The sequence below is a fragment of the Clostridium vitabionis genome (assembly GCF_015351765.1).
Lineage (GTDB): Bacteria > Bacillota > Clostridia > Lachnospirales > Lachnospiraceae > Clostridium_R > Clostridium_R vitabionis.
Map to the genome: position 1 here is coordinate 876,074 of NZ_JADKQA010000001.1, position 20,124 is coordinate 896,197.

The 20,124-nt window shown below is 60.7% G+C and carries 15 protein-coding genes; all 15 read right to left on the bottom strand.

Going from position 1 to position 20,124, the window contains the following annotated elements:
• Positions 1 to 155: 155 nt before the first annotated feature.
• Positions 156 to 3,695, bottom strand: a complete 3,540-nt coding sequence (nifJ, locus tag ISF27_RS03805; RefSeq protein ID WP_194609226.1) for a pyruvate:ferredoxin (flavodoxin) oxidoreductase — start codon at positions 3,693 to 3,695, stop codon at positions 156 to 158.
• A gap of 197 nt (positions 3,696 to 3,892) precedes the next feature.
• Positions 3,893 to 5,083 carry an alanyl-tRNA editing protein gene (locus ISF27_RS03810; RefSeq protein ID WP_194609228.1) on the bottom strand — a complete coding sequence of 397 codons (1,191 nt, stop codon included), beginning with the start codon at positions 5,081 to 5,083 and terminating at the stop codon, positions 3,893 to 3,895.
• Between the two features lie 23 nt (positions 5,084 to 5,106).
• A complete protein-coding gene (locus ISF27_RS03815; protein ID WP_194609230.1) occupies positions 5,107 to 5,763 on the bottom strand; it encodes a precorrin-8X methylmutase in 657 nt (218 codons plus the stop codon).
• Positions 5,760 to 7,292, bottom strand: a complete 1,533-nt coding sequence (locus ISF27_RS03820) for a cobyric acid synthase (protein ID WP_194609232.1) — start codon at positions 7,290 to 7,292, stop codon at positions 5,760 to 5,762. Before ISF27_RS03820 ends, ISF27_RS03815 begins: the two co-directional genes overlap by 4 nt.
• A gap of 80 nt (positions 7,293 to 7,372) precedes the next feature.
• Positions 7,373 to 8,521, bottom strand: coding sequence for a pyridoxal phosphate-dependent aminotransferase (locus ISF27_RS03825; protein ID WP_194609234.1), 1,149 nt, complete (start codon positions 8,519 to 8,521; stop codon positions 7,373 to 7,375).
• Positions 8,522 to 8,591: 70 nt separating this feature from the next.
• Positions 8,592 to 9,596: an adenosylcobinamide-phosphate synthase CbiB gene (gene cbiB, locus ISF27_RS03830; RefSeq protein WP_194609236.1), complete on the bottom strand. Its 1,005-nt coding sequence runs from the start codon at positions 9,594 to 9,596 to the stop codon at positions 8,592 to 8,594.
• Positions 9,593 to 10,831 carry a bifunctional adenosylcobinamide kinase/adenosylcobinamide-phosphate guanylyltransferase gene (locus ISF27_RS03835; protein WP_194609238.1) on the bottom strand — a complete coding sequence of 413 codons (1,239 nt, stop codon included), beginning with the start codon at positions 10,829 to 10,831 and terminating at the stop codon, positions 9,593 to 9,595. Before ISF27_RS03835 ends, cbiB begins: the two co-directional genes overlap by 4 nt.
• Entirely contained in the window at positions 10,828 to 12,696 is a 1,869-nt protein-coding gene (locus tag ISF27_RS03840) for an ABC-F family ATP-binding cassette domain-containing protein (RefSeq protein WP_194609240.1), read from the bottom strand. The genes ISF27_RS03835 and ISF27_RS03840 overlap by 4 nt, the downstream gene beginning before the upstream one ends.
• Before the next feature lie 77 nt (positions 12,697 to 12,773).
• The gene (locus ISF27_RS03845) at positions 12,774 to 13,001 is read right to left on the bottom strand and encodes a hypothetical protein (RefSeq protein ID WP_194609242.1); all 228 of its coding nucleotides are present in this window, start codon (positions 12,999 to 13,001) and stop codon (positions 12,774 to 12,776) included.
• A 3-nt stretch (positions 13,002 to 13,004) separates the two neighbouring features.
• Entirely contained in the window at positions 13,005 to 14,852 is a 1,848-nt protein-coding gene (locus ISF27_RS03850; RefSeq protein ID WP_194609244.1) for a tetratricopeptide repeat protein, read from the bottom strand.
• 135 nt (positions 14,853 to 14,987) lie between these two features.
• Entirely contained in the window at positions 14,988 to 16,055 is a 1,068-nt protein-coding gene (locus ISF27_RS03855; protein ID WP_194609246.1) for an ROK family transcriptional regulator, read from the bottom strand.
• Between the two features lie 172 nt (positions 16,056 to 16,227).
• The gene (gene rsmH, locus ISF27_RS03860; protein WP_194609248.1) at positions 16,228 to 17,301 is read right to left on the bottom strand and encodes a 16S rRNA (cytosine(1402)-N(4))-methyltransferase RsmH; all 1,074 of its coding nucleotides are present in this window, start codon (positions 17,299 to 17,301) and stop codon (positions 16,228 to 16,230) included.
• The gene (locus tag ISF27_RS03865) at positions 17,294 to 18,655 is read right to left on the bottom strand and encodes a sensor histidine kinase (protein ID WP_194609251.1); all 1,362 of its coding nucleotides are present in this window, start codon (positions 18,653 to 18,655) and stop codon (positions 17,294 to 17,296) included. The genes rsmH and ISF27_RS03865 overlap by 8 nt, the downstream gene beginning before the upstream one ends.
• Positions 18,656 to 18,776: 121 nt before the next feature.
• Positions 18,777 to 19,448: a response regulator transcription factor gene (locus ISF27_RS03870; protein ID WP_194609253.1), complete on the bottom strand. Its 672-nt coding sequence runs from the start codon at positions 19,446 to 19,448 to the stop codon at positions 18,777 to 18,779.
• A 9-nt stretch (positions 19,449 to 19,457) separates the two neighbouring features.
• A complete protein-coding gene (locus ISF27_RS03875; protein WP_194609255.1) occupies positions 19,458 to 20,099 on the bottom strand; it encodes a GTP pyrophosphokinase in 642 nt (213 codons plus the stop codon).
• Positions 20,100 to 20,124 lie beyond the last annotated feature (25 nt).

The window sequence follows — 20,124 nt, forward strand, 5'->3', positions numbered from 1 at the left end:
CATCCCGCGCCGCCCTGCAAGAGGACTTTGCGGGATCTGCACAGGAATCACGGCTTGCGTTTTTTCCGTTGAACAGGGCGCAAAATGGCGGACAGCCCCGCGGACCTGAGTCCGCGGGGCTGCCTGCTTCTTAACGTATGGATTTATTTCATGGCTTACTGCTTGTTGTACATCTCAACCAGCTTAAGCAGGTGAGCGTAACGATCACGGGCATCCTGCTCGTTCTGCGCGTCAAGCTTAGCCGCTCTCTCTTTGTTCTTCAGAGCAAGGGATGCGTAACGAACTTCGCCCTTCAGGAACTCCTGATAATCACCGGTCGGCTCCTTGGAGTCCAGAGTGAACTTCTTGTCGCCGCCAGCCGGGTTGTAACGGAAGTTGTTCCAGTAACCGCAGGCCTCAGCAAGCTTCTCCTCGGTCTGAGCCTTCGCCATGCCCTTCTTGATTCCGTGGTTGATGCACGGTGCATAAGCCAGGATCAGGGACGGCCCCGGATAAGCCTCAGCCTCGGCGATTGCCTTGACTGCCTGAGCGTAATTTGCGCCCATATCGATCTGCGCGACATAGACATAGCCATAGCTCATGGCAATGCCCGCGAGATCCTTCTTCTTGGTCTCCTTGCCGCCGGCAGCAAACTGGGCAACAGCGCCGACCGGGGTGGACTTGGAGGACTGGCCGCCGGTATTGGAATATACCTCGGTATCAAATACCATGATATTGATATCCTTGCCGGAAGCAAGAACGTGGTCTACGCCGCCGAAGCCGATATCATAAGCCCAGCCGTCGCCGCCGAATGCCCACTGAGACTTCTTGGAAAGGAATTCCTTATCCTGAAGGATCTCCTTGGCCAGCGGATCATCGATCTTCTCCAGAGCATCAACCAGAGCCTCGGTTGCAACGCCGTTGGTAGCGCCAACCGTGAAGGTGTCCTCCCACTCCTGGACAGCAGCCTTATACTCAGCGGTTGCCTTGTCAGAAGCAGCGAGCTCGTCAACCTTCTTTCTCAGATTGTCACGAAGGGCATTCTGCGCGAGCAGCATACCGAAACCGAACTCAGCGGCATCCTCGAACAGGGAGTTGTCCCAAACCGGGCCCTTGCCGTCAAGGTTGACGGTGTACGGGGTGGACGGTGAGGAGTTGCCCCAGATGGAGGAGCATCCGGTTGCATTTGCCACATACATCCTGTCGCCGAAGAGCTGCGTGATCAGCTTTGCGTACGGCGTCTCGCCGCAGCCTGCGCATGCGCCGGAGAACTCGAGGAGCGGCTTCTTGAACTGGCTGCCCTTTACGGAGTCGATCTTGAACTTCTCGATGACATCCTTCTTCTCCGGATACTTCTGGCTCTGGTCGAAGGCAGCCTGCTGATACTTGCCATCATCGAGCGGAACCATGGTGAGCGCCTTCTCACCCTTCTTGCCCGGGCAAACATTCGCGCAGGATCCGCAGCCGGTGCAGTCCATAGCGGAGACAACGATCGTGAACTTATACTTATCCTGCATGCCGGTAAGCGGCAGGGTCTTCGTGCCTTCCGGCATCTGGGCAGCTTCCTCATCGGTCAGGGCGATCGGACGGATAGCCGCGTGCGGGCAAACCAGGGAGCAGAACTCGCACTGGATGCAGTTGTCCGGATTCCAGGTCGGAACATTTACCGCGATGCCGCGCTTCTCGTAAGCCGCTGTACCGGACGGTGTCGTACCGTCAACATACGGCATGAAGGTGGAAACCGGAAGCCCGTAACCCTCCTGGGCATTGACCGCGCCCTGGACGTTATTGACGAAAGCATCGGCATCTGCTCTTCCGCCCTCGGCGTGAACAGAGTCAAGGCCCTCATCCTGACACTGGCCCCAGCTCTCCGGAACCTTTACCTCAACGACGTTCTGCGCACCGGCATCGATGGCAGCCCAGTTCTTCTTAACCACATCCTCGCCCTTGCGGCCGTAGGTCTTCTGGGCAGCGTCCTTCATCAGCTGGATAGCATCCTCTTCCGGAATGATCTTGGTCAGCTTGAAGAACGCGGACTGAAGGATGGTGTTGACACGGGTCGGGCCCATGCCGGTCATGATGCCGAGCTTAACCGCATCGATCGTGTAGAACTTGATCTTGTGGTCATAGATGAACTTCTTTACCTGGCCAGGAAGCCTCTTTTCCAGCTCCTCGCCCTCCCACGGACAGTTCAGCAGGAAGGTGCCGCCGTCAACAAGCTCCTGCACCATGTTGAACTTGGTGACATATTCCGGCTTGTGGCAGGCAACGAAGTTTGCCTTGTGGATCAGGTAGGTCGACTTGATCGGCTTCTTGCCGAAGCGCAGGTGGGACATGGTTGTACCGCCGGACTTCTTGGAGTCGTAGTCGAAATATGCCTGGGCATACATATCGGTGTTGTCGCCGATGATCTTGATGGAGTTCTTGTTCGCGCCTACGGTGCCGTCTGCGCCAAGGCCCCAGAACTTGCAGGAAACGGTTCCCTCCGGAGTTGTAACCAGAGCCGGTCCGAGATCAAGGGAGAGGTTGGTCACATCATCCTTGATACCGATCGTGAATCTCGGTTTCTTTTCGTTGTTGTAAACAGCAACGATCTGTGCCGGGGTTGTATCCTTGGAACCAAGGCCGTAACGGCCGGTGAAGATCTCGCACTTCTCGAACTTTGTGCCCTTGAGAGCAGCAACAACGTCGAGATACAGCGGCTCGCCGAGGGAACCCGGCTCCTTCGTTCTGTCAAGAACGGAAATCTTCTTTACGGTATCCGGGATAGCGGCAGCAAATGCGGCAGCGTCGAACGGCCTGTAGAGACGAACCTTGACAAGGCCGACCTTCATTCCCTGCTTAGCCAGGTAGTCGATGGTCTCCTCGATGGTCTCGTTGACAGAACCCATCGCCACGATCACCTGCTCGGCATCCGGAGCGCCGTAGTAGTTGAACAGCTTATAGTCGGTACCGATTCTCTTGTTGACCTCGTCCATGTAGCCCTGAACGATAGCCGGAAGAGCCTCGTAGTACTTATTCGCAGCCTCGGTGTACTGGAAGAAGACATCCGGGTTCTGCGCGGAACCTCTCTGCTCCGGGTGCTCCGGATTGAGGGCTCTCTTGCGGAAGGCCTCGATGGCGTCGAAATCAGCCATCTCCTTCAGCTCCTCGTAATCCCAGGTCTGGATCTTCTGGATCTCGTGGGATGTACGGAAACCATCAAAGAAATTGATAAAAGGAACTCTGCCCTTGATTGCAGCCAGATGGGCAACCGGTGTCAGGTCCATAACTTCCTGGACGCTGGACTCGCAGAGCATCGCGCAGCCGGTCTGGCGGCATGCGTAAACGTCGGAGTGGTCGCCGAAGATGTTCAGTGCGTGTGTAGCTACGGCACGGGCGGATACATTGATCACGCCCGGAAGCAGCTCGCCGGCGATCTTATACAGATTCGGGATCATCAGAAGAAGTCCCTGGGATGCAGTGTAAGTCGCGGTCAGCGCACCGGCAGCCAGTGAGCCGTGAACCGCACCGGCGGCACCGGCCTCAGACTGCATCTCTGTAATCTGAACCACGTTGCCGAAGATGTTCTTACGGCCCTCGGTCGCCCACTCATCGACATGCTCAGGCATGACAGATGAAGGAGTGATCGGATACATCGCGGCAACATCTGTATACGCATAAGAAGCGTATGCAGCGGCTTCGTTGCCGTCCATTGTCTTCCATTTCCTTGCCATGAATAAATCCTCCTATCAACTGAGAAATTGATATTTTGCGGGGCACGCCACAGGACATGCCCAGCACCTATCCCATATTATAATAAATTGATCGATATTGCAAATATATCACCCCGGATATGAGGTATTTTTTTCGGTGCAATGGGGGAATTCGTGCACTTCATTTCCTTCTCCCGAACCGCCGCATTGTCCGGTGGTCAATCTCCCTGATCCGCCTCCCCGCCGGCAAATCGCGCGCTGAGGACCTCCCTCACCTTATCCTCATCCGCCGAGAAGCTTCCCTGGATCATCTGCGGGCTTCCGCCGCCGCGGCCATGAAGCTCCCTGTTGAGCTCCCCCGCGGCGTTGCGAAGATTCCGGGAGAGGCTGCCGATACAGTAGCCGAGGGAGGCATTTTTCCCCTCACCGTTCTTCCGGAGGATACAGACAACCTCCGCCTTTTTCTCCTGCATCAGATAATCGCAGAACTTCCGGATCTCCACTGCGGAAAATCCGCTCTCGGTATCCACCAGCACCTTCTGCCCGCCGGGGATCGCCATGGCCTTCAGGCGGAAAAGCTCGCGGGTTAACTCCCCGATCGCGAGATCCTTCTCCTTACCCTCCTCCCAGAGCCTGCGGACAGCCTCCGCGCTCTCCCCCGGCTTTGCCGAGAGCAGGGTGCAGATCTCCCTCGTGGAATCCAGCTTTTCGTCAAAGGCGCGGACCGCCTTTCGCCCGCAGAGCATCATGATGCGGACGCCGCCCTTGTAGTGGATCATGGACATGAATTTCACAAGGCCGATCTCACCAGTCCGCTCCACATGGGTCCCGCAGCAGGCGCAGACATCCGCCCCGGGAATCTCGACCAGGCGCACCGTCCCGGTAAGCTCCTTCTTGCTCCGGTAGTCGATCGAACGAAGCTCCTCCGGCGAGGGATACCAGATATGCAGGGGGACATTTTTCCAGATGATCTCATTGGCCTGATGCTCGATCTCTAGAAGCTGCTCCCAGGTGAGGACGCCGTCCAGGTCGAGCTGGATCTCCTCCCCCATGTGATAACCGACGTTATTGTACCCGTAGGCCCGGTGGATGAGGCCGGAGACGATGTGCTCGCCGCTGTGCTCCTGCGTGAGCGAGAACCGCTTTTCCCAGTCAATGGCGCCATGGACAAGACTTCCTGCCGTGAGGGGTTCCGCCGTCCTGTGGAAAATGCGCCCGTCCCTCTCCTGCACGTCGAGAACCGTCTTCCCGTCCAGGATCCCGCCGTCCGCCGGCTGCCCGCCGCCCTCGGGGTAGAAGGCTGTGCGGTCAAGCACCGTCTCATAGAATTTCCCCCGCTTCTCAGAAGAGAGCACCCTCGCGTCAAATTCCTTCACATAGGGGTAATCATAGTAAAGCTGTTTTTCCATGATGTCCTTTCCTTCAAGGGGCGTCACCGTCCCCCCGCCATGTAGAGCAGGGCGTTCATGACCGCCGCGGCGACCGTGCTCCCGCCCTTCCGCCCCCTCGCGGTGATCGAGGGGATTTCCGCCCGTTCCAGGAGCATCTCCTTCGCGGGAACGACATTCACAAAGCCGACAGGGACGCCGACGACAAGCAGCGGGTGAAGCCTGCCCGCATCAGCAAGCTCGCAGAGGCGGATCAGCGCCGTCGGGGCGTTGCCGATAGCGAAAATTGCCCGCCGCCCGGTCATTTTTTCCAGCTCCGCCGCCCGCTCCATCGAGGCTGCCGCCCTGGTCGTGCCCGCCTCCTCCGCCATGCGGGCGGTCTCCGGCTCCGCCATGAAGCAGCGGACCTCATCACCGAGCTTTCCCGCCGCGCGGGCGCTGATGCCCGCCCGCGCCATATTCGTATCCGTAATGATGAGGCAGCCGTCTTTGAGCGCCCAAAGGCCCTGCGCCACCGCTCCCGGGGAAAAGACCAGGCTGTCGGCAAAAGTAAAGTCCGCGGTCGCGTGGATCACCCGCTTGACAATCGGATCCTCCTCCGGCGGAAATGTCCGCCCGCCAAGCTCCCGGGTGATGATCTCGAAGCTCCTCGCCTCGATCTCCCCGGGCTTAACAGCCTCAAAAGCATACGGCTTGTTCATTTTCTGCCTCCCGGCCGTTCAAGGCCCATCATCCGGTAAACCGCATCCATGTTGAGATTTGCCCGCACCGTGTCGGCGAGCAGGTCATACTGCCGCTCCCGGTAGGCGCGATAGTCTTCCTCCTCCGGGAGCAGTTGTCCCGGCGTCCCGATCATTCCCCGAAGCGCCGCGGCGATCCCCGGCGCGTCGAAGACCCCGTGGAGGTAGGTGCCGGCGCAGTTTCCCCGGACACAGCCGTCCGGAACCTCCCGCCCGCCTTCCTCGAGGAGAACCAGCGGGGAATCTTCCCTCCCGCACCTCTCCGTCATCCCCATGTGAACCTGGTATCCCTCTGCCGGAAGGCCGGAGAGCGGGGCAAAGGTCCCGTGAAGCGCGGCAAATCTTCCACGGCTCTCTTTCCGGCACTTTTCAGCCGTGAAGCGCGTCCTGACCGGGAGAAGGCCAAGGCCGCCGAGCATCCTCCCGGGCTCCCCGCCCTCAGTGCCGCCGCGGTCGTCGAGGATTTCCCCCATCATCTGGTAGCCTCCGCAGATGCCGATCACCGGCCGTCCGGAGGACGCAAAGCGGAGAACCTCCGCCGCAAGCCCTGTTTCGCGAAGCCACAGGAGATCCCCGACCGTATTTTTGGTTCCCGGCAGGATCAGGAGATCCGGGGTTTTCCACTCATCCGGATCCGCGAGCTCCTCCGCCCGCGAGACATAGCGCACGGGGATGCCGGAAACCTCCAGCGCGTGAAAATCCGTAAAATTGGAGATGTGCGGGAAGCGGATGACCGCGGCGCCGCCCCCGTTTCCGCCCCGCTTCCCGAGCCGGCGGCTCAGGCTGTCCTCATCGTCAATATCGGCAGAGGTCCAGGGGATCGTCCCCACAACCGGGATGCCGCACTTTTCCTCGATCATCCGGATGCCGGAATCGAGAAGGCGGGAATCCCCGCGGAACTTATTGATGATAAGCCCCCGGATCCTGGCCTTCTCCCTCTCCTCAAGGAGCATCACCGTGCCGTAGAGCTGGGCGAAGACGCCGCCCCGGTCGATATCGCCGGCGAGGAGGACGGGGGAATCCGTCATCTCCGCGAGACCCATATTCACAATGTCATTTTTCCGGAGATTGATCTCCGCGGGGCTCCCTGCCCCCTCGATCACGATCACGTCATATTCCCGGGACAGGCGGTTCCATGCTGCGAGAATGTCGGGAACCAGCTTCCTCTTGTACGCAAAGTAGTCCCTGGCGGACATATCGCCGCGCGGGATTCCATTGACGATCACCTGCGATCCGGTCTCACTGGCCGGCTTCAGCAGGATCGGGTTCATGTCGGAGCTGCATGGAATGCCCGCCGCCTCCGCCTGCACCGCCTGGGCGCGCCCGATCTCCCTGCCATCCGCCGTGATGTAGGAATTGAGCGCCATGTTCTGGGACTTGAAGGGGGCAGTCCTCAGGCCGTCCTGACGGAAAATGCGGCAGAGCCCGGTCACGAGGAAGCTTTTCCCCGCATTCGACATTGTCCCCTGTATCATGATCGATCTGGCCATAACCTTCCTTTCCCGGGGCGCCCGGCTTCCATCATCCGCCGCCCGCGTCCGGCCGCTGATTTTCTTCCTTCCCCGCGCCCTCAGCTCTCCACGGCCTCACGGAAAGCCGCAAGAAGCCGGAGGTTTTCCTCCCCGGTCTTCACCGCAATCCGGTAGTAGCGCTCCCCAAGGCCGGAAAAATTCGCGCAGGACCGGATGAGGATCCCGCGCCCAAGAAGCAGCTCCCGATAATCCCGCGGATCCCCGGCCGCCTTGCGGAAAAGCAGGAAATTCGCATCCGACGGGAATACCGTGAAACCGCAGGCGGTGAGGCCGGCCCGGAGGACTTCCCGTTCCCCCGCACAGGCGTCCGCAATCCGGTCGGATAATCCTTCCAGGGCAAATGCCGCCGCCATTGCCCTCTCCGCCGGGATGGAAAGGCTCCATGGCTGCCGGCAGCTCCGGATGCTTTCCCGGATCCCGGGATCCGCCGCCACGGCAAAGCCCGCGCGAAGCCCCGGCACAGCACAGGCCTTGGTCACCGCGTTCACCGCAATGAGCCCGGGAAATTCACCGGCGGCGCCGAGGAAACCCGCCCGACGTTCTCTCTCCACAAACCAGAGGAAGCACTCATCCGCGAGGAGGAGCCAGTTTCTCTCCCGGGCGAGGGCTGCCGCCTCCCGGATCTCCTCCCGGGTCATCGCGAGGCCGGTGGGGTTCGACGGATGGCAGAAGACAAGAACGGTCCTCCCTCCGGGAATCCGCTGCCCTCTCAGCCGGTTCAGGAATGCCCGGTGGGAGAAGCCCGAAGGCCCGGTTTCCGCCGCGGCCTTTCCTGATCCTCCCGGGGCTTCCCCCGATCCGTTTTCCGAAGTGCCCGGCTCCGCCATAGAGATTTCCAAAACCTCGGCTCCGGCCGCCCTGGCCGCCTTCCCGTACTCAGAGAAGGTGGGGGCGGGAAGAATCACGCGCTCCGGCCTGACCGCCCGGAAAATGTCATAGATCAGCTCCGCCGCCCCGCTGCCGAAAAGGAAGCACTCCGGCGGCACAGGAATCCCCGCCCGCGCAAAAAATGCGGAAGCCGCCTTCCGGAGGCTCCTCCCCTCCTCGTCGGGATAGCGGCCAAGATCATCGATCGCCGTAAGATACGCGCTCCTGACCTCATCCGGGATCCCGAGAGGGCTCAGGTTGACGGAAAAATCCATCTGCACCGGGTTCGTATAGATATCCCCGCCATGCTCATAAGCCATCACCACGCCTCCTCAGATGAACCAGGCTTCTTCTCCCCTCCCGGGAAGAAACCGATATTTTCATGTTTTCTCAGGAAAGATGAAAAAGGATCACTGCCCGGATGACAACCGCAGAGAAAAATCCGAGCACCGACGCCGTAAGCATCAGCCGGTCTGCCCGGCGGATATCGGTATTCTCCGGTTCCCGGAGCGGGTCGCCCAGGACAGGCTTGTGCACGATTTTCCCGGAATAGCGGCTGTCCCCGCCGAGGGCAAGGCCGAGCGCCCCGGCGCACGCCGCCTCCGTCTGTGCGGAATTGGGGCTCAGGTGCTTCCTCCGGTCACGGCGCCAGACCTTCCACGCATTCCCCGCGTCAAGCCGGCACAGCCCCGCGGAGGCGATCAGGAGAAGGCCGGCAATTCGGGACGGGAGAAAATTCACCACATCGTCCGTTCGCGCCGCCGCCTTTCCGAACCAGAGATACCGCTCATTCCGGTAGCCGACCATGGAATCCATCGTGTTGACCGCCTTGTACATCCACCCGGCGACGGGTCCGCCGAGGGCGAGAAAAAAGAGCGGGGCGATGACGCCGTCCGACGTGCCCTCGGCGACGGTCTCCACGCAGGCGCGGATGACCCCCTGCTCATCGAGGCTTTCGGTATCCCGCCCGACAATCATGGAAACCGCGTGCCGCGCGCCCGGCAGATCCCCGGCCTCGAGCGCATCGTACACCTTCATGCTCTCATCCCGGAGCGACCTGGCGGCGAGAAGGCAGGTGATGAGAAAGGTTTCCGAAAAGAACCGCCATACGATGCCTGCCGCGGTGCCGATAGCCGCACCGAGGAGGGCGGCGGGAACCCGGAGAAAAGCCTCCGCCAGGGCGCCCGTCACGCCGACGGTCAGAAGATCGAGCAGGATCCCCGCCGCCAGCTCCCCCCGCGGTGTCGCGGGAAAATGCCTCCGCAGCAGCCCCTCCAGCCAGGAGATCAGGGCGCCGATTGCCCGGACCGGGTGGTAAAAGCCGTGCGGGTCACCGATGAGAAGGTCGAGCAGGCCGCCAAGAAGGAAGGCGGCGGCATGAAGGGCAGGGGTCATGGCTGTTCCTCCCCGCCCTTGATCTTCATGGGGACCCCGCAGAGGACGCGCCAGACCTCCGGGGAAGCGGCGGCGATCTTCTGGCACACCGTGCCGGAGACATCCCGGTACCTGCGCTCCCAGGCGTCCGCCGGCACGACGCCGCAGCCGATCTCATCGGCAGTCACCACGGCGCCGGGATTTTTCTCCAGAAGCGACGCGGCGAAGGCCATGGGGTCGCCGCCTTCCCGGAGGATACGCGCCACATAGGCTTCCAGATGAAGGACCAGGGGCGCGGAAAGTGCCCTTTCCGGCGGGTCGTCCCGGCCGTCCGCCACCGGGAAGTCCGCATTTCCCAGCTCCTTTGTGAGAAGGCTGCGGGCAAATGCCGTCTTTCCCTGCCCCTGCCCGCCCACAATGAACCGCGTCGAAAACCAGCTCCGGACGAGTGCGATCTCCCGGGCATAGCCCTCATCCTCATTCGGCGTCTCGAGGATAAACGGCTTTCCCTGGAGGAGCGGATGAACCGCGATCCTGTGCATGGCGGCAAGGCCGATCTTCCCCTGCCCGAGTTTCTCGTGCCGATCCTTCGCCGCGCCGAGGTCATTTTTGCTGTCGTTAAAATGCACCGCACAGAGCTTCTCCAGTCCGATCACGCGGTCAAACTCGCCGAGAACCCCGTCGAGGTCATTCACGAGGTCATACCCGCCGTCCCAGACATGGCAGGTGTCCAGGCAGACGCCGATTTTCTCCTTCATTTCCACCTGGTCGATGATTTTCCGGAGCTCTTCAAATGTTTTCCCCACCTCGGACCCTTTTCCGGCCATGGTTTCCAGGAGAACCGTGGTCTTCATCCCCACCTTCAGGGACGCGTTCAGGGCGTCGGCAACCAGGCGGATGCCGGTTTCCGCTCCCTGTCCCGTGTGGCTGCCCGGATGAAAATTATAGAAGGAACCGGGAAGCTCCTCCATGAACGCCAGGTCATCCGCCAGCATCCGGCGGGAGAATTCCCGGACCTCCGGCTTCGCCGAGCAGACGTTCATCGTGTAGGAGCCGTGGGCAACCAGGGGGCCGAAATTCCCCGCGCGGAGCTTATCCCGGAGAAGCGCCATCTCCCCGGGTTCCGGAAGCTTCTCCCTGCCGCTCCGCGGATTCCGGGTAAAAAAGGCAAAGGTCGTTCCGCCGAGCTCCTGTTCCTTATCTGCCATGGCCGCGTAGCCCTTCGCCACGGACACGTGATTCCCGATCCAGATCATTGGGGTGATTCCTCCGCTTTCAGCCGGTCGACAAGATCCTGCAGTTCGAGATACCGCTCCATCCGCTCCTCAAGCTTCCGGTCGGTCTCCGCCTTCTCCTTCATCAGCGCATCCAGCTTCACATAGTCGCTGGACACCGACGGGATTTCCGCCTCAAGCGCCCGGGATTTCTCCTCCAGCGCACTGATCTCCTCCTCGATCCCGTCGTACTCCTGCTGCTCCTTGTAGCTCAGCTTTTTCTTCGGCTGGTGCTTTTTCCAGGAAGGCTTCCCGGAATTCTCCCCGGCTTCCTCCCCGGCCGTGCCGGAGATGCCCCGCCGGCTCTCCTTCGGCCCGGATTCCGCCTCCGCCTGTCCGGCGGCCGCAAAAGCCGCGTAGCCCTCGGGATGGCGGCTGTGAAATTCCGTGTATCCCCCCTCGCTCTGCACCAGCGTCCCATTCCCGGAGAACGCAAAGATTCTCGTCACGACCCGGTCCAGGAAATACCGGTCGTGGGAAACCGTGATCACGATGCCGGGGAAATGATCCAGATAGTCTTCCAGGATCTGCAGCGTCCGGATATCGAGGTCGTTGGTCGGCTCGTCGAGAATCAGCACATTGGGTGCGGACATGAGGACGCGGAGAAGATAGAGGCGCCGCTTCTCCCCGCCGGAGAGCTTCGCCACCGGGGCGTACTGCATACGGCTGTCAAAAAGAAAGCGCTCGCACATCGCGGAGGCGGTGACCATCCCGTCCGCTGTCGGGAGATATTCCGCGATATCCCGGACATAGTCGATGACCCTCTGGCCACCCTCCGGCTGCTCATTTTCCTGACCGAAATAGCCGATCTTCACGGTCTGCCCGATCTCCACCTCCCCCTCGTCGGGCGGCACCTGCCCCGTCAGGACACGGAGCAATGTGGATTTCCCGCAGCCGTTCGGGCCGATGATCCCGACGCGGTCATTTTTTAGGAAAATATAGCTGAAATCCCGGAAAAGCGTCCTCCCGCCATAGCTCTTGGTGACATGGGAGAGCTCGATGGTCTTGTTCCCCAGCCGGCTTTTCGCCGACTGGATCTCCACCTGCCGCTCCTCCACAATCTTATCCCTGTCCCGGAGCTCCTCAAAGCGCTGGATATGCGCCTTCTGCTTCGTTGAGCGGGCTCTCGCGCCGCGCATGATCCAGGCGAGATCCTTTTTATAGAGCGCCGCCATCTTCCGCTCGGCCGCGAGCCTCGCGTCCAGCCTCTCCTCCCGGAGCTCAAGGTAGCCGGCGTAGTTCGCGTCATACCGGTAGAGCTTCCCCTGGTCGATCTCGAAGATGCGGCTGGTCACCGCGTCGAGGAAATACCGGTCGTGCGTGACCATGAGCAGGGCGCCGCGGAAGCGGGTGAGCCTCTCCTCGAGATATTCGATCATTTCGCTGTCGAGATGGTTCGTCGGCTCATCCAGGATCAGGAGATCTGCCGGACAGAGCAGCGCCGCGACGAGCGCCGCGCGTTTTCTCTGGCCGCCGGAGAGGATTCCCGGCATCGCCTCCGGATCGGTGATGCCGAACCTCGCGAGCATGGCGAGCGCCTCCCCGTCCCCACCTCCGGTGTGGCCGGGACCGTAGATCATCGCCATCACATTGTCAAGGACGGTGAGGGAGGGATCGAATTCCGGATTCTGCGGGAGGTACGCGGTTCTCAGGCCGCTCATCGACGTCACCCGCCCGTCATCCGGCTCAAGCGCCCCGGCGGCAATCCGGAGCAGCGTGGATTTTCCGGTGCCGTTCACGCCGATGACGCCCACCTTGTCCGTATCGTCAAGGCCGAAGGACACCGCGTCGAGCAGCACACGGTTTTCAAAAGATTTTGAAATGTTTTCAAATGTAAGAATATTCATGCCTTTAAGAATGGAAAACCACTGGGACTTGCCCGGTGGTTTCCTCAACGAATTCCCTGTCTGGTTTTTCCCGCGTCTTACTTCATCTCCCGGATCTCCCGGATGAGTTCCAGGTCATCGGCAGTCACGCGCATATTGGTGACCTGGGATTTCTCCCCAGGCTTCGTCACCGTAAGTTCCAGCACCGTCCCCTCCGGAAGGCCTCCCTGAAACTCATAAGAGAGAAACGCGCTGACCTTCGGATGATTTTTCTGAAACTTCTGGATAAGGGAGACGGCCTTTGCCGCCTTGATCGGATTGATCATGATTTATGCCTCCGTAGAGCTCCCCGGATCCTTCTCCCCGGGTGCGGGCTCTGCTTTCCCGCCGGCTCCTCCGCCGAGCTCGAAGGCACCGTCGCTCAAGTTCTCCCAGACCTCCTGCGCAATCTCGCTCTTCTCCCGGCAGCCTTCCGCAACCGTGAGGGCTTCCTTCAGCGCGTCATTGTCCGGCTGGTCCTTCGCCTCGTCCTGGAAACGGCCGAGGCGGAACAGGGCACGCGCAAGCTCAGGCCTGTGCTCCGGATCGTTCTCCGCGACTATGCGGCTGATCGCCGCCTCGTTCGCGAAGCAGACCTCGGCCTGGGTGATATTGCCCGCATCCCAGAGAAGATTGCCCAGCTGGTCATAGTAGTCCGCAGATTTCAGCTGGCTCTCGCTGCCGGGCAGGCCGTGGTAGAGCGTGGCCGCCGCCCGGAGCGCGTTGGCGGCTCCCTGCAGGTTGCCGGAAGACAGCATCTCCTCCGCCTTCTTCGCGGCGTCCTCTGCAGCCGCGGTCTGCCGCTTCGCCGCGGCGTCCCGCTCGACATTCATCACCTCGATCAGATGCCGGCACACGGCATTGTCCGGATAGCGGTCGCAGATTTCCTTCGTCCGCTTCCAGTATTCCTTCGCCTTCTCCGGCTGCTTGTCCATGCGGCATGCCTGGAATTCGTTATAAAAATTCTGCGCCTGCAGCGGTTCGGCTGCCGCCTTGTCCGCGCTGACAAGCTCCTCGAAGATTTTTTCGTTCTCCGTGAACAGCCCGAGTGCCGGCTTCACCTCGCGGTTCTGCATATAAACCGCGGCGAGGGATGTCGAGAGGGCGGTGAAGCGGGTTTTGTAGGGCACCCGGTCCGGGGACTCTTCCATATACCCCTTGAGAGCCTTGAGAGCGCTCTCATACACCTGCTTCGCCTCGTCAGCCTTCTTCTGCCTGTTCAGGAGGTTTGCCTCATTGCCCCTGGTGTCCACATAAGCACAGCGGAGGGCAGCCAGCCTCTCCGGATCGCCGGTGAAGGCAGGATCCGCGAGAACCGGCTCATAGATGCCGACAGCAGCCCTGAATTGGGCGAGGGCTTCATCAAACCGGTCGGTGGAGAGGTAGAGAATACCGAGATTATTGTGGGTTCCCGCCATATCGGCGGTCGGCTTTCCTCCCTTCCTGGCCGTCACCTCCTCGTTGACCTTGAGCGCCTGCTGGTAGAGGTTCTCGGCGGGCTTAAAGCGGCGGGTTCTCAGAAGGACCGTGCCGAGCTCCTGGCAGATCGGCGCGAGCCCTTCTACGTACTGGTCATGCCTTGCGAGCACAAGCTTCCGCTGGATGGTCAGCGCGCGGTTGTAGAGCGCTTCCGCAAGCGGGAGATTTCCCTTCGCCGCGGCCTCATTTCCCTGCTGGAAAATGCCCTGGGCCGCGGCAGAAAGCTTCTCCAGGTCAACCTCCGGCGCCGGGATGCTGTCGTTAATCCGGGCAAACATCCGCGCGACATCCGTGAGCAGCGGCTGGATCCCGCCCTGGTTCTCAAACCAGACGCGGACGCCTGCCTTCTTCAGCCTGCGCAAATTGCCGAGGATCTCGCTGAACTCCTCGGAATTGATCTGGCCCACCGGGCAGGTGAAAATGAGAAAAAAGAGCCAGCCCTTAGGCATGGACTGGAGGATCGCGTTCTGCATCTTTTTCACGCTGTACCGCCCGTCCTTCCCGGTGCTCAGCGTCCCGGGATACTCCTCCACGGCAAAATCAAAGTGGAACATATGGTAAATGCCGTTCATCTGTTCGGCAAACCGGTGAACCTGCTCGACATCCTTCGGCTTGTTTTTCACCGGATCCACGACATACAAAAGGATTGTGTTCATCATAAGTATTCTCCCGTTATCGGACTTGATTTCCAGGCTCCCCAATCTGCCCAGCCGATAACCGATTATACCACAGGCGGGCGGCAGCCACAACCGGCGGGCGGTATGGAAAAACCGGGTGCCTCAGCACCCGGTTTTTCATTCCGCAAGAAGCGTGCGCCGGAAAGCCGCGGCGAACGCGCCGATATACTTCTCCTTGTCCTCAATCTCTGAATGCGCAACCTCAACCTCGCACAGGGAGGGGTTCTTCTCCTTGAGCGCCTGCTCGAAGGCCGCAACATGTTCCGCGGCGGCGAACGCCGGCCCGGTAAGGACAATCCGATCAGGACGGCACACACAGAGATAATTGCCGACTTTCTCCACGAGAATGTCCCTGAACTCCCCGCGGCAGAGATCCTCCTGCCCGAACACCCTGGCGGCATAATCCGTCAAAAGCTCCCTTGTCCCCGCCCCGGTGTCGACCGAAAGGCGCCCGATATCCCCGAACTGGAAAAGCCCGTTCGACGAAACCTTCTGCTGCACAACGAGGGCCGACGAAACGTAGGTGCCCACATAGAGGATCAACAGGATCTCACTGTTCTTCCCGGCGCCGAAGAGAACCTCGGCATCAGTGAGCGCGACATTCCGCTCCCGGAAAATCAGGGGGACGGAAAATTCCCTGGAGAAAATGCGGCCGAGATCGACTTCCCGGTTCCAGAGGCCGTCCAGCGGTTCACACACGCCGGTCTCCCTGTCGACCGTACCTGGCACCGTGACTCCGACGCCGATCAGCCGGCTTTTTCCCGCATAGTTTTCAAAGAGCTTCCGGGCATGGGATGCTGCCCCCTGCACGGCCTTATCCGGATCGTCAAAAGGTACGGCGCCGCTTAAGGCTTCCGACCGAACCACTTCCCCGCTCACTGAGCAGAGAGTCAGCGTGACCGTACCGGGAAGAAAATCCACAGCAAGGATCATGCCATAGTTCTCATTGATCCCGATGTTGATCTTCCTCCGCCCGGCGCGCCTCTCCTCGCGGACCTCCCCTTTCTCGACGAGGACCCCCTCGCTGAGCAGCTCCGAACAGATCTGGGTGACCGCCGCCGGTGTCAGGTTCAGCGCCGCGGCGATGTCCTTCCGCGAGAGGTTCCCGCGGTCGTTCAGAAGACGCACGATCTTCGCCCGGTTGATATTCTTCAAATTGGTCAGATTCAGCCCTTGATATTTCATATTCTCCCCCTGCCTTGCCCTGCCGGAATGCCTTCGGCTAGTGGCCGGCACCGTTCATTATCGGGATAATCTTAAATCAGAGCTGATAGCCTGTCAAGTTTAATCACAAATCGTTGATGTGGCACTTCGTTTCCGGTTCCTGACGGCCCCCCCACGTCCCGCGGGGCTCTGATCACAAGGTTTTCTCCGAACGGACAGCCCAGCGGAGCTTTGTGGAGTGTGCCCGCGGATTCCGCCAGCACTCCTCCCGCCCCGGGCGGACCGGCTCCTTCGCGGCCGCACAGTAGATGCCGTCCCGCTCACCCTGGCGGAAAGCCTTTTTCACCAGCCGGTCTTCCCCCGAATGGAAGGTCAGGACCGCCACCCGGCCGCCCGGTGCCAGCACCAGGGGAAGTTTCTCCAGAAACGCGTAGAGCGACTCAAATTCGCTGTTGACATCGATGCGGAGCGCCTGGAATACCCGCTGGCAGGATTTCTTCACCGCCTCCTTGCGCTCCTCCGCCGGCATGGGCGGAAGGGCTGTCTCAATCGCCTTCCTGAGATCCGTCGTCGTCCGGATCTCCCCGCCCTTCCGGAAAATGCTGTGTACCTCCTCCGCGATTTCCGCCGCAAAGGGCTCATCCGCATTTTCCCGGAGGAGCCCCTGAAGCTCCTCCCGGTCGAGCGCGCGGAGCCGCTCCGCCGCTGTCTCCCCGGCGGTCGGGTCGAGGCGGAGGTCAAGCGGCCCTTCCGCCTTCCAGGTGAAACCGCGGGCGGGATTATCGATCTGCATCGACGAGACCCCGAGATCCGCGAGAATAAAATCGAACGGGTGTCCCGGTGTGATCCGGTCAAGGTCGGCGTAGTTCTGGTGGAGCACCGTCAGGATCTCCGGCCCGTAGCCGAGGGAGGCGAGGCGCGCCCTGGTTTTCGCAGACTCAATGGGATCCAGGTCTGTGGCGTAGAGATGCCCCCTGCCCGCGAGCCTTTCCAGCATTTTCTGCGTGTGCCCGCCATACCCGAGCGTCGCGTCAAGGCCGGTCTCCCCCGGCCTGATCCTGAGCACATCCAGGATCTCGTCCACCATGATGGGAATATGCGTGCCGGCCGGGGTACGCCCCTTCTCCGCCACCTTCCCCTGCTCATCCGCGTACTTTTCCGGATTCAGCTCCTTATACTTTTCCGCAAAATGGCGCGGATACTTCCCGCTGTAGTGGGCACGCCGGTGATGGGCCGGAGCTTCCGGGTTCGTCTTCTTTTCATCCATTGCTCTTCTCCTCTTTCCTGTTCCCTGCTGAGCTCTCCGGTACTTGAACAGCACCCGCTTTTCCGGAAACCGCCGGTACAGATCCCTCCGGCTCTTCCGCCTCCTCCCGGAGAAGCGGCAGAACCACCGTAAACCGGATCATCCCATCTTTCCAGGCGGCACTGATCTTCCCGTTAAACATTTTCACCAGCCCCTCCGCCATGGAGAGCCCGATGCCGTAGCCGGCCTTCCGGCTTGCGCTGTGCGATTCGTCCTGCCGGTAAAACCGCTCAAAAAAGCGGCTGCAGTCCACCCCCTGGCCTTCCGCGAAATCATTGGCGATCATAAGCCGGATATTCCGGTTCCTGCCGGCCTTCTCCAGCAGGATGCTGATCGTCCCGCCGTCGTCGCAGTACTTGACTGCGTTATCCATCAGGATGCTGACCAGCTCCCGCAGGCCGCCGCTCTCCGCTCTGACCACAAGGCCGGGCGCAATCTGCGCCGTGAGCTTTTTCTGCTGCTGTTCCGCCACCACCCGGAACTCCGACGCGGCTGCCTCAGCTTCGGCGGAGATGCTGGCCGGCCCGAGCGGGATGTCCACCCGCTCGCCCACCTTCGCCAGGGAGATCAGCTCGTTCACAAGCCCCGTCAGACGCTTCACCTGGTTCATGATGCTCTCGGTCCACTCATTTTTCCCGTTGATCATCTCGAGAACCTCGGTGTTCGCGGAGATCACCGCGATCGGGGTCTTGAGCTCATGGCCGGCGTTCGTGATAAACTGTTTCTGGTTCTGCATATTCCGGATGATCGGCTGTAAAAGCCTCCGGGAGAGCAGCGTCAGAATGCCCATATAGAGCAGGATACAGGCAATCCCGAGAACCAGCGAATACCGCGCGAAAAGCCGGGCGGGGCGCAGATACCTGGTGCAGTCCAGCGTCACCACGAGATACCCGCCGTCTTCGGTCTTTGCGGACGTATAGCAGTAGGCGGCATTGTCGGGGCCGTTCAGATACCCTGATGTCTTTTTCCCCGCAAGGATGTTCAAAGCATACTCCCTGGCCTCGCTCTCCGAGATCGCCGCGATGTGGTCTGTGTCCACCGACACCACGTCAAGATCGCTGTCCAGCGTCACACTGAAATATCTGGTCTGAAAGGCGATCTCCGGCTCCGCGTCATAAAACCGCCGGAGCTCATGGTTCCCGGCGATGTCGGGAAGCACCCCGCCGTTGTCCGCGATCGAATCAAGAACCTCCATCGCCTCATCCCTGGCTTTCCAGAAATTGACCAGGTTGACAGTTCCGAGCGCTGCCACAAGGAGCAGGACCACTGCCGCGGTGGCAAGCAGAATGAATTTTCTCTGCAGTTTTTTGATCATGTCTCTTTCCTCCCGCATGCGCCGCCCCTGCAGGTTCCCGCTCCCTGCCCGGAGGACCCGATTTGCCTGCGTCAGGCCCCGAAGAAAACGGTTCCCGCTCCCTGCCGGAGAACTCTCCGCCTCAGCCGCGCTTCCGCAGGATATAGCTTCCGCCCTCCTCGCCGTCGATCTCGATATCCGCGGCGATGGCGCCCAGCTTCTGCCGGAGATAGGACACATAGATCCAGACAATCCTCCGGTCCTGGTCCGGCTCATCGCTCCAGACGCGCTGGAAAATGTCCTCCGTGCTGACCTCCTTGTTCGTATTCAGCATCAGGAATTCCATGAGCCTTGTCTCCTTGCCGCCGAGGCGGATGGAATTCTCCTGGCAGAGCTCCTGCTCCCCGGTGTCCAGGGTCACGCTGCCGAAGGTAAGCTTCGTCGGGGTGAACTCGCCCGCCCTCCGGGTCATCGAGCGGATTCTCGCGAGGAGCTCCTGCATGGCAAATGGCTTCGTCAGGTAGTCGTCCGCGCCGGCGTCGAGCCCGGTGATGCGGTCGTCGATTTCCGCCTTCGCCGTGAGCATGATTACCGGCGTTCGGTCCCCGGAGGCCCGGATTTCCTTTAGTGCCGCGATCCCGTCCTTCTTCGGCATCATGATGTCAAAGACCATGCAGCCGTAGGTTCCCGAGGCTGCCTTCCGGACAGCGGCCTCCCCGTCCTCCACCGTGTCGGTTTCATAGCCGGAATGTCCGAGGACCGCGGTCAGCGCCCTCGCCATATCCTTCTCGTCTTCCGCAATCAAGATTCTCATGACTGCCTGTCACTCCTTCCGGTTTAACCCCTGGTTTTCTTCCCGGATCAGGTTCCGGATCGTCTGCATGGACAAATCGCAGGAAGCCAGCTCATCCGCGCACCGCTTGAGTTCTGACGTGATGAGGGCCTGATTTCCGCCAAGCTCTTTCTTGTACTTCATCTGATGCTCAAGGCTCGCCCAGGAATCCATGGCGATCGTCCGAAGCTGTACCTCGATGAAAAAATGTCCGGGATTGTCTCCCCGGATATCCTCAAACGGCGCCTCCGCCAGAAGGATCATGTGATAGCTGCGGTAGCCGTTGGGCTTCGCCTTTGCGATATAATCCTTCTCCTCCAGGACCCTGACTCCGGGAAGCTCCCGGATTCTGCGGATATTCTCATAGATATCCTCGATGAACCCGCAGACAATCCGCACCCCGATCGCATCGTGAAGTTCTCCGAGCGCGGATTCCGGTGTCTCCGGGAGCCCCCTGCGGCGGCATTTTTCCCGCATGCTGTCCTCCGACTTGACCCGGGAGAGCAGGTGCTCGTAGAGGCCTTCCCCGGCCTCCTCCCTTGCTTTTTCGCTGTATGCCGCCACCTGCCCGGTAAAGGCCCGCATGACCCTTGGCAGCGCGTCCCGGTATTTCCCATAAATGCTGTTTTCCATGAATAATCTCCGGCAAATGTCCCTG

Bases quoted from the DNA above. Each gene is read 5' to 3' on its own strand.
- nifJ (WP_194609226.1), bottom strand. From the start codon at position 3,695: ATGGCAAGGAAATGGAAGACAATGGACGGCAACGAAGCCGCTGCATAC.
- ISF27_RS03810 (WP_194609228.1), bottom strand. From the start codon at position 5,083: ATGGAAAAACAGCTTTACTATGATTACCCCTATGTGAAGGAATTTGAC.
- ISF27_RS03815 (WP_194609230.1), bottom strand. From the start codon at position 5,763: ATGAACAAGCCGTATGCTTTTGAGGCTGTTAAGCCCGGGGAGATCGAG.
- ISF27_RS03820 (WP_194609232.1), bottom strand. From the start codon at position 7,292: ATGGCCAGATCGATCATGATACAGGGGACAATGTCGAATGCGGGGAAA.
- ISF27_RS03825 (WP_194609234.1), bottom strand. From the start codon at position 8,521: ATGGCTTATGAGCATGGCGGGGATATCTATACGAACCCGGTGCAGATG.
- cbiB (WP_194609236.1), bottom strand. From the start codon at position 9,596: ATGACCCCTGCCCTTCATGCCGCCGCCTTCCTTCTTGGCGGCCTGCTC.
- ISF27_RS03835 (WP_194609238.1), bottom strand. From the start codon at position 10,831: ATGATCTGGATCGGGAATCACGTGTCCGTGGCGAAGGGCTACGCGGCC.
- ISF27_RS03840 (WP_194609240.1), bottom strand. From the start codon at position 12,696: ATGAATATTCTTACATTTGAAAACATTTCAAAATCTTTTGAAAACCGT.
- ISF27_RS03845 (WP_194609242.1), bottom strand. From the start codon at position 13,001: ATGATCAATCCGATCAAGGCGGCAAAGGCCGTCTCCCTTATCCAGAAG.
- ISF27_RS03850 (WP_194609244.1), bottom strand. From the start codon at position 14,852: ATGATGAACACAATCCTTTTGTATGTCGTGGATCCGGTGAAAAACAAG.
- ISF27_RS03855 (WP_194609246.1), bottom strand. From the start codon at position 16,055: ATGAAATATCAAGGGCTGAATCTGACCAATTTGAAGAATATCAACCGG.
- rsmH (WP_194609248.1), bottom strand. From the start codon at position 17,301: ATGGATGAAAAGAAGACGAACCCGGAAGCTCCGGCCCATCACCGGCGT.
- ISF27_RS03865 (WP_194609251.1), bottom strand. From the start codon at position 18,655: ATGATCAAAAAACTGCAGAGAAAATTCATTCTGCTTGCCACCGCGGCA.
- ISF27_RS03870 (WP_194609253.1), bottom strand. From the start codon at position 19,448: ATGAGAATCTTGATTGCGGAAGACGAGAAGGATATGGCGAGGGCGCTG.
- ISF27_RS03875 (WP_194609255.1), bottom strand. From the start codon at position 20,099: ATGGAAAACAGCATTTATGGGAAATACCGGGACGCGCTGCCAAGGGTC.